General features: G+C 67.7%; 8 protein-coding genes. 7 read left to right on the forward strand and 1 reads right to left on the reverse strand.

Going from position 1 to position 9063, the window contains the following annotated elements:
* Positions 1 to 1266 (forward strand): ATP-binding cassette domain-containing protein (locus tag G3N93_RS27650; protein WP_206134395.1); only part of this gene is annotated, 1266 nt, incomplete at its 5' end.
* Positions 1267 to 1282: 16 nt separating this feature from the next.
* On the opposite strand, the gene G3N93_RS27655 is transcribed toward G3N93_RS27650, so the two are convergent.
* Complete coding sequence (locus tag G3N93_RS27655) at positions 1283 to 2362, reverse strand: MBL fold metallo-hydrolase (protein ID WP_174943978.1); 1080 nt, start codon at positions 2360 to 2362, stop codon at positions 1283 to 1285.
* 304 nt (positions 2363 to 2666) lie between these two features.
* On the opposite strand from G3N93_RS27655, the gene aceK reads away from it, so the two are divergent.
* From aceK to G3N93_RS27685, 6 genes are all read left to right on the forward strand, one after another.
* Positions 2667 to 4484 (forward strand): bifunctional isocitrate dehydrogenase kinase/phosphatase, encoded by a 1818-nt coding sequence (gene aceK / locus G3N93_RS27660; protein ID WP_174937695.1) that lies wholly within the window; start codon positions 2667 to 2669, stop codon positions 4482 to 4484.
* Positions 4485 to 4539: 55 nt separating this feature from the next.
* Positions 4540 to 5307: a carbonate dehydratase gene (gene can, locus G3N93_RS27665; RefSeq protein ID WP_206124495.1), complete on the forward strand. Its 768-nt coding sequence runs from the start codon at positions 4540 to 4542 to the stop codon at positions 5305 to 5307.
* Positions 5308 to 5418: 111 nt separating this feature from the next.
* Complete coding sequence (locus G3N93_RS27670; RefSeq protein ID WP_205785678.1) at positions 5419 to 6096, forward strand: SDR family oxidoreductase; 678 nt, start codon at positions 5419 to 5421, stop codon at positions 6094 to 6096.
* 37 nt (positions 6097 to 6133) lie between these two features.
* Complete coding sequence (locus tag G3N93_RS27675; protein WP_206134396.1) at positions 6134 to 6571, forward strand: YchJ family protein; 438 nt, start codon at positions 6134 to 6136, stop codon at positions 6569 to 6571.
* Between the two features lie 106 nt (positions 6572 to 6677).
* On the forward strand, positions 6678 to 7949 hold the full coding sequence (locus tag G3N93_RS27680; protein WP_206134397.1) for a dienelactone hydrolase family protein: 1272 nt from the start codon (positions 6678 to 6680) through the stop codon (positions 7947 to 7949).
* A gap of 520 nt (positions 7950 to 8469) precedes the next feature.
* Positions 8470 to 9063 (forward strand): aminotransferase class III-fold pyridoxal phosphate-dependent enzyme (locus G3N93_RS27685; RefSeq protein ID WP_206134398.1); only part of this gene is annotated, 594 nt, incomplete at its 3' end.

The following is a 9063-nucleotide window of genomic DNA, read 5'->3' on the forward strand; positions in this document are numbered from 1 at the left end:
GGGGAGCGGTTGCCGCTCGGGCACGGCGGGGCGGGCCGGCGGGCCTGGCGACCCGACACGGCCGCGCAGGCACTGGGCGGCGGGCAGGTCGCGCGCGTCGCGCTGATCGGCGCGCTGCTGTCCGGCGCCGGCCTGCGCCTGCTCGACGAACCGACCAACCATCTCGATGCGCCGGGCCGCGCGTGGCTGCGCGCGGCGCTCGACGGCTGGCGCGGCGGCGTCGTCATCGTGAGCCACGACCGTGCGCTGCTCGCCGACGTGCAGCGCATCGTCGAGCTGACGCCGCAAGGCGTGCGTTCGTACGGCGGCAACTACGCGCTCTACCGCGCGCAGCGCGACGCGGAGCAGGATGCCGCGCAGTCTGCGCTCGACAACGCGCGTGCCGAACGCGGACGCGTCAGGCGCAGGCTCGAACAGGAACACGACACGATCCAGCGCCACGCGGCCGCGTCGCTGCGCGAGGCGAAGACGGCCAACCTGTCGTCGGGGGCAAAACAGAGCCGCAAGGGCGCGGCGCGCAACATCATGGGTACGGTGCGGCGCCACCAGAATGAATTCAAGGCGACGCTCGACGAACGCGTGCAGGAAGCGGCCGCGCGCGTCGAAGCCGATACGCCCGTGCTCGTGTCGCTGCCGGGCACCGAGGTCAGCGCGCGCCGCCAGCTGTTCACGCTCGACCGCGCGCAACTGCCGTGGCGCATCGCCGGCGATGCCGACGCGATCACATGGTCGGCCAGCGGCCCGGTGCGCATCGCTTTGACCGGCCCGAACGGCTGCGGCAAATCGACGTTGCTGCGGATGCTCGCGGGCGAGCTTTCGCCCCGTTCAGGCGCCTGCACGACGCACGTGAGCGCCGCGTATCTCGACCAGCGGCTTGCGCTACTCGATTCCGATCGTTCGATCGTCGAGCAACTGGGGCTGCTCGATACGCCGCTTGCCGAAGGCGACCTGCGCAGCCGGCTCGCGCTGCTGCAGCTCGATGCGGTGCGCGCGACGCAGCCGGCACGGCAACTGAGCGGCGGCGAACGGCTGAAGGCCGCGCTCGCGTGCGCGTTGTGGCGCGGCACGCCCGCGCAACTGCTGTTGCTCGACGAGCCGACCAATCACCTCGATCTCGAATCGGTGCGTGCGATCGAAGCCGCACTGGCCGGCTTCCCCGGTGCGATCGTGGTCGCGTCGCACGACACCGCGTTTCTCGCGGCGCTCGACCCGACGCACACGATGCAATGGCATCGCGACGGGTGGCGCTACGAACCCGTCGCATGAGGGACACGCAGCGGTGTCAGTCGGCGGTACGGAACCGCAGCACGCCGTCGTCGCCCTGCTCGCGTACGAGTTCGCCCGCGAGCCACAGCAGGTTCAGGTGCGCGAGCGCCTCGCCGAGCGCGAACGTCATCTGGTGGATGTCGAGTTCGCGGCGGCGGAACATGATCGGCACGATGTCGGCCGCACTCATCGGCTTTTCCGCGCACGCGACGCGCACTTCGGCCAGGCGCGCGTCGTGGTGTTCGCGCAGTTGCGTGATGCGCGTGCGCACGCCGCGGAACGGCTTGCCGTGCGACGGCAGCACCAGCGTATCGGGCGCCATCGTCTCGTAGCGGCCGAGCGACTGCAGGTACAGCGCGAGCGGGTTCGCTTCCGGTTCGAGGTCGAACACGGACACGTTCGTCGAGATGCGCGGCAGCACCATGTCGCCGGAGATCAGCACGCCGTCCGCTTCGCTGTGCAGCGCGCAATGTTCAGGCGAATGACCGAAACCCGTCACGACGCGCCAGGTGCGCGCGCCGATCGTCACCGCGTCGCCTTCACGCAGGCGCCGATAGCGCGGCGGCACGGCCGGCACGAGATCCGCGTAGTAGCTGCGGCGGTTGCGCAGCTTGTCGAGCGCGGCCGGATCGGTGAGCCCATGGCGCGCGAAGTGATCGGCCGCGGCCGCGCCGCCTGCGTTCGAGCCGTTGCCGGCCGCCATCAGGCAGCCGAACATGTACTCGCCGAGCGTCATCCACAGCCGCACGTTCCAGCGGCCCTTGTCGCCGCCTTCGCACAGCCAGTTCGCGAGGCCGAAGTGATCGGGGTGGCAGTGCGTGACGAGCACGCGCAGCACGGGCAGGCCGTCGAGATGCGTGTCGAAGATCTGCTCCCAGTGCGTGCGGATCGCATCCGACGAGATCCCGCAATCGACGATCGTCCAGCCAGCCTGCCCGTCGATCTCGTCGCGCAGCAGCCAGAGGTTGATGTGATCGAGCGAGAACGGCAGCGGCATGCGCAGCCAGCGCACGCCGGGCGCGACCTCGAACGTGTCGCCCGCGGCGGGCAGCGTGTCGGCGAAGGGATAGTCGAGTTGGTGTTCCAGTGCGTTCATCGGTGGGGCGTCTCGTCGTTATCGGTGCGAATGCGCGCCGGCGGCAGGCCGTGGCGGGCGTTCCGTCGATTCTATCGCCGTCCCGGGGAACGCGTGCCCGGCGGCCGGCGCCCCGTCAAAAAAAGTTCGTGCCAGAATCGGTTCCGTACCCGTATCTTTACGCGAAGATGCCCCGAACGGCCTCCAACGGTGGACAACCCGCCGCTTGCCGGCCGGCCGCGCATCGCCGCGAAGCCCTTGAACCGCCCGCTTGGGCGCTAAAATGGCGAGTGCTTACAGCCCCTCCCGAACGAGCCTGCACGCGATGAATCACTTCCCCAAACTGCTGTCTTCGCAGATCGGTTTCGACGTCGCGCAGACGATGCTCGAAAACTTCGACCGCCACTACCGGATCTTCCGCGAGGCGGCCGTCGAGGCGAAGACGCTGTACGAGCATGGCGACTGGCACGGGCTGCAGCGGCTCGCGCGCGAGCGGATCACGTCGTACGACGATCGCGTGAAGGAATGCGTCGAGGTGCTGGAAGACGAATACGACGCGGAGAATATCGACGACGAAGTGTGGCAGCAGATCAAGCTGCACTACATCGGCCTGCTCACGTCGCACCGCCAGCCCGAGTGCGCGGAGACCTTCTTCAATTCGGTGTGCTGCAAGATCCTGCACCGCTCGTACTTCAGCAACGATTTCATCTTCGTGCGCCCGGCGATCTCGACCGAGTATCTGGAGAACGACGAGCCGGCCGCGAAGCCGACCTACCGCGCGTACTATCCGGGCACCGACGGGCTCGCGACCACGCTCGAGCGGATCGTCACGAACTTCCAGCTCGAGCCGGAATTCGACGATCTGCCGCGCGACATCGCGTGCGTGATGCAGGCGATCCACGACGAATTCGGCCACTTCGACGAAGCGCCGAATTTCCAGATCCACGTGCTGTCGTCGCTGTTCTTCCGCAACAAGAGCGCGTACATCGTCGGCCGCATCATCAACGCCGACCGCGTGCTGCCGTTCGCGGTGCCGATCCGCCACGTGCGCCCGGGCGTGCTCTCGCTCGACACCGTGCTGCTGCGCCGCGACCAGCTGATGATCATCTTCGGCTTCTCGCACTCGTATTTCCTCGTCGACATGGGCGTGCCGTCCGCGTACGTCGACTTCCTGTGCACGATCATGCCCGGCAAGCCGAAGGCGGAGATCTACACGTCGGTCGGCCTGCAGAAGCAGGGCAAGAACCTGTTCTATCGCGACCTGCTGCACCATCTGTCGCATTCGAGCGACCGCTTCATCATCGCGCCCGGGATCAAGGGCCTCGTGATGCTCGTGTTCACGCTGCCGTCGTTCCCGTACGTGTTCAAGATCATCAAGGATCACTTCCCGCCGCCGAAGGAAACGACGCGCGCGCAGATCATGGAGAAGTACCAGCTCGTGAAGCGCCACGACCGCCTCGGGCGGATGGCCGACACGCTCGAATATTCGAGCGTCGCGCTGCCGATCGCGCGGCTCGACCACGCGCTCGTGCGCGAGCTGGAAAAGGAAGTGCCGTCGCTGCTCGAATACGAGGACGGCAATCTCGTGATCGAGCACCTGTACATCGAGCGCCGGATGACGCCGCTCAACCTTTATCTGCAGAACGGCTCCGATAGCGACGTCGAGCACGGCGTGAAGGAGTACGGCAACGCGGTGAAGGAGCTGATGAAGGCGAACATCTTCCCCGGCGACATGCTGTACAAGAACTTCGGCGTCACGCGCCACGGCCGCGTGGTGTTCTACGACTACGACGAGATCGAGTACCTGACCGATTGCAACGTGCGCCGCGTGCCGCCGCCGCGCAACGAGGAAGACGAGCTGTCAGGCGAACCGTGGTATACCGTCGGCCCGCACGACATCTTTCCGGAGACCTACGGACCGTTCCTGCTCGGCGACCCGCGCGTGCGCGACGTCTTCATGAAGCATCACGCGGACTTTTTCGATCCCGCGCTGTGGCAGGCCAGCAAGGACAAGCTGATCCAGGGCGAACTGCCCGATTTTTACCCGTACGACACCGCGCTGCGCTTCCGCATGCGCTACCCCGCGCGCTTCGGCGCGACGGACCAGAACGATGGCGCGGGCGACGCACAGCGCGCCGCCTGACGCCCGCTACACCGCACCGATTGCGACCCGATTTCCGCCAACGGAAGCCACACCGATGAACACCCAAGACAATCCGCTTTCACACCTGTTCGACAACAACGACGCCTGGGTCAAGCACAAGCTCGAAGACGACCCGCAATTCTTCGCGCGTCTGGCCGACCAGCAGGCGCCGGAGTATCTGTGGATCGGCTGCTCGGATTCGCGCGTGCCCGCGAACGAGATCATCGGCCTGCCGCCGGGTGAAGTGTTCGTCCACCGCAATATCGCGAACGTGGTCGTGCACAGCGACCTGAACTGCCTGTCGGTGATCCAGTTCGCGGTCGACATCCTGCGCGTGAAGCACATCATGGTCGTCGGCCACTACGGCTGCTCGGGCGTGAACGCCGCGCTGCTCAACCGCCGCGTCGGCCTCGCCGACAACTGGCTGCATCACGTGCAGGACGTGCGCGAACGCCACTCGGCGCTGCTCGACGCATGGCCGGTGGGTGAAGCGCGCTATCGCCGCCTGATCGAGCTGAACGCGATCGAGCAGGTCGTCAACGTGTGCCGCACGACGATCGTCAACGACGCGTGGGCGCGCGGCCAGTCGCTCACCGTGCACGGGCTCGTGTACGGCGTGCACGACGGCCGGATGCGCAACCTCGGGATGGCCGTGTCGAGCTTCGAAGCGCTCGACGAGACCTACACGCGTTGCGTGGCCGCGCTCATCGCCGGCGGCGAGCATGCACCGGACAACGACATGATCGCGGCAGACGCCGCACGGCTCGAGGGCGTCGCGCAGGCTGTCGCCGCCACGCTGAAGCCGTGCGACGACGCGAAGTAACGCCACCGCCTGCGCGGCGGTCACTGCGCAGGCGTACAGTCGTGCCACCCAACGAACGAATCTGATCCCGGCGCTGCCGCCACGGCGGCGCCAAGCAAAGGAGCGACGAGCATGAAAACCGCATTGATCGTCGGTGCATCGCGCGGCCTCGGCCGTGAATTCGTCCGCCAATACCGGCGCGACGGCTGGAACGTGATCGCCACCGCGCGCGACGACGCGTCGCTCGACGCGCTGCGCACGCTCGGCGCGCAAGCGCATGCGCTCGACATCACGCAGCCCGAGCAGATCGCGGCGCTCGGCTGGAAGCTCGACGGCGAGCGACTCGATGCAGCCGTGCTGGTGTCGGGTGTGTACGGGCCGCGCACCGAGGGCGTCGAGACGATCACCGCTGAGGATTTCGACGCGGTGATGCATACGAACGTGCGCGGGCCGATGCAGTTGCTGCCGATCGTGCTGCCGCTGGTCGAGGACGCGCGCGGCGTGCTGGCCGTCGTGTCGAGCCGGATGGGCAGCATCGCCGAGGCGACCGGCACGACCGGCTGGCTATACCGCGCGAGCAAGGCCGCGCTGAACGACGCGCTGCGCATCGCGTCGCTGCAGACGCGCCATGCCGCCTGCATCTCGCTCCATCCCGGCTGGGTGCGCACCGACATGGGCGGCGCGCAGGCCGCGATCGACCCGGAAACCAGCGTGACCGGCATGCGCCGCGTGATCGCCGAATCCGGCGCGGACGTGTCGCAGGCAAACGGCCGTTTCTTCCAGTACGACGGTATCGAGCTGAGCTGGTAAGCCGCCGACAACCTTGCGTCGTTAATTCCCGTTTCGCATGATTTCGAACCGACCTGACGCGTGCCCGTGCGGCGGCGCGTCCCCCGCTCCCGCCGGCAAAGCGCCGGCGCCCCGCTATGCGGCCTGCTGCGGCCGCTTCATCGACGGCGGCGTAGCCGCGCCGACCGCGCTCGAGTTGATGCGCTCGCGGTACAGCGCGTACGTGCTCGGCGCGACTGACTACCTGCGCGCGACCTGGGCCGCGCGCACCTGCCCGCCGGATCTCGACACCGACCCCGAAGCGCCCGACGCGCCGCGCTGGCTCGGCCTCGCGGTCAAACGCCACGCGCCGCTCGACGAACGGCACGCGGAGGTCGAGTTCGTGGCCCGCTACAAGGTCGGCGGGCGCGCTCACCGGCTCCACGAGACGAGCCGTTTCGAGCGCGACGAGCACGGTTTCTGGCGCTACGTCGACGGTGAAGTAAGTGAACGTTGACAAATAGTTGCTGTGTCAGACGCCGGGTAATTCCCGCATTGCACAACCCCATTTTGTCCAGCTACGATGACCTCGAATTGGTCATGTTGCATGGCAGGGCTTACGAATGGCGTTCAGCAAGGTATTGGTGGGATGGATGGCGGCGTGTGCGCTGTCGGCCGCTCAGGCCGGTACGCTGCCGAGCGCCAATACGGGAACGGGCGCCGGCGCCAGCGGGTCGCTCGCCCACGCCGAACGCTTCGATTACGGCGATTCGAACCTGCCGCAGGTCGCCGCCGACCTGAACGAACAGATCCTCCGCATTCCGGCCGACGCATCGGGCTCCGTCACGCTCGAGGCCACACTCTTCAAGCCGAACGGCCCCGGCCCGTTCCCGCTCGTCGTATTCAATCACGGCAAGAACACCGGCGATCTCCATCTGCAGCCGCGCAGCCGGCCGCTCGCGTTCGCGCGCGAATTCGTGCGCCGCGGCTATGCGGTGATCGCACCGAACCGCCAGGGCTTCGCGGGGTCGGACGGCACGTACCAGCAGGAAGGCTGCAACGTCGGCAAGAACGGCCTCGCGCAGGCGGCTGACGTGGACGCGACGGTGCGCTACATGTCGCGCCAGTCGTATGTCGATGCGTCGCGCATCGTCGTCGCCGGCACGTCGCACGGCGGCCTCGTCTCGGTCGCGTACGGCACCGAAGCCGCACCGGGCGTGCGCGGCATCATCAACTTCTCCGGCGGGCTGCGCCAGGACCTCTGCGACGGCTGGCAGAAAAACCTCGTCGACGCGTTCGACCAGTACGGCGCGCACACGGCCGTGCGGTCGCTGTGGCTGTACGGCGACAACGACTCGGTGTGGACGCCCGGGCTCGTCGCGCAAATGCACGACGCGTACGTTTCGCACGGCACGCAGGCCCGGTTCATCGATTTCGGCCGCTACAAGGACGACGCGCACCGGCTGATCGTCGACCGCGACGGCGTGCCTGTATGGTGGCCGGCCGTCAACGCGTTCCTCGCGCAGCTGAACCTGCCGACTTCGGTGCGCTACGCAGTTGCGAACCCGCACGAGCCGAAGGCAAGCGGCTATGCGTCGATCGATTCGGTCAACGCGGTGCCGTACGTCGACGAAGCCGGCCGCGAAGGCTATCGCCGCTTCCTGAACCAGCATCCGAGCCGCGCGTTCGCGGTATCGTCGGAAGGCGCATGGTCGTGGGCCGAAGGCGGCGACGACCCGATGGCGCTCGCGCTCGACAACTGCACGAAGCAGGGCGCGGGTTCGTGCCGGCTGTATGCGGTCAACGACCGGGTCGTGTGGAACACGACGCAGACGGCCGACAACGACGACGGCAACGCACGCGACACCGGTACGCCGGCGCTGGCTTCGCGTTGACGAGCGGCGGCCTTCGCCGCCGTTTTTCGTTTTTCTCCCCTCCTCCCTTTCGTCGCTTCGCGACCGCGCTGCGTGCAGCGTGCGGTGTTCGCGACGGATGTCGCACACGCGGCACGCCACGCATGCCGGTGTGAACCCGCCATCGCGCCGCGCCCTGTCCGGCTTCCCTTCGCCGCCCGCGCGTCGTCATTCTTTTCGATCACGTGGGGCCACATCATCCCGCACCGCCGATTCACCCCTTCGCTCCCCGATTTTTCACCGCGCCGCCCCGCCCGACCCACGATTTTTTTCGGTTGGGGGGTCTCACTCGAACGTCGTCATCTGCGGTCATTTCGAGGCTTCTGAACCGTACCGTCCCGAGCCGCCCCGATCTGCGCAGAACTCCCGCCCCGCAAGGCTTTGCGGTGTTTGTAACCGGTAGTGCAACGGGTCGCGGAACACGCTAATCTCAGCGCGATTCGTGTCTCGCCGCGCGGCATCCCGTCGATGCCGCGCGGCCGTTTTATCCCCCGGAGCCGCCTTGAGTACGCCAGCCACCGACGACTGGGTCGCGCGCAGCCTGCGCGCGGTCTGGCATCCCTGCACCCAGATGAAGCATCACGAGCGCCTGCCGCTCATCCCCGTCGCGCGCGGCGCAGGCCTGTGGCTGTACGACCGTGACGGCCGCCGCTACTTCGACGCGATCAGCTCGTGGTGGGTCAACCTGTTCGGCCATGCGAACCCGGACATCAACGCGGCGCTGAAGGACCAGCTCGACACGCTCGAGCACGCGATGCTCGCCGGCTGCACGCACGAGCCCGCGATCGAGCTCGCGGAGCGGCTGCACGTGCTCACCGAGCGCACGCTCGGCCATGCGTTCTTCGCGTCGGACGGCGCGTCGGCGGTCGAGATCGCGCTGAAGATGAGCTTCCACGCGTGGCGCAACCGCGGCCGCGCGAACAAGCAGGAATTCGTCTGCGTCGCGAACAGCTATCACGGCGAGACGATCGGCGCGCTCGGCGTGACCGACGTCGCACTGTTCAAGGACGCGTACGACCCGCTGATCCGCCATGCGCACGTCGTCGCGTCACGCGACGCGCGCGGCGCGCTGCCGGGCGAAACGGCCGCCGACGTC

The organism is Burkholderia sp. Se-20378, assembly GCF_017104665.1.
Lineage (GTDB): Bacteria > Pseudomonadota > Gammaproteobacteria > Burkholderiales > Burkholderiaceae > Burkholderia > Burkholderia lata.

Excerpts from the sequence above, each read along its gene's own strand:
- G3N93_RS27675 (WP_206134396.1), top strand. The coding sequence starts at position 6,134 with ATGATTTCGAACCGACCTGACGCGTGCCCGTGCGGCGGCGCGTCCCCC.
- G3N93_RS27670 (WP_205785678.1), top strand. The coding sequence starts at position 5,419 with ATGAAAACCGCATTGATCGTCGGTGCATCGCGCGGCCTCGGCCGTGAA.
- aceK (WP_174937695.1), top strand. The coding sequence starts at position 2,667 with ATGAATCACTTCCCCAAACTGCTGTCTTCGCAGATCGGTTTCGACGTC.
- can (WP_206124495.1), top strand. The coding sequence starts at position 4,540 with ATGAACACCCAAGACAATCCGCTTTCACACCTGTTCGACAACAACGAC.
- G3N93_RS27680 (WP_206134397.1), top strand. The coding sequence starts at position 6,678 with ATGGCGTTCAGCAAGGTATTGGTGGGATGGATGGCGGCGTGTGCGCTG.
- G3N93_RS27655 (WP_174943978.1), bottom strand. The coding sequence starts at position 2,362 with ATGAACGCACTGGAACACCAACTCGACTATCCCTTCGCCGACACGCTG.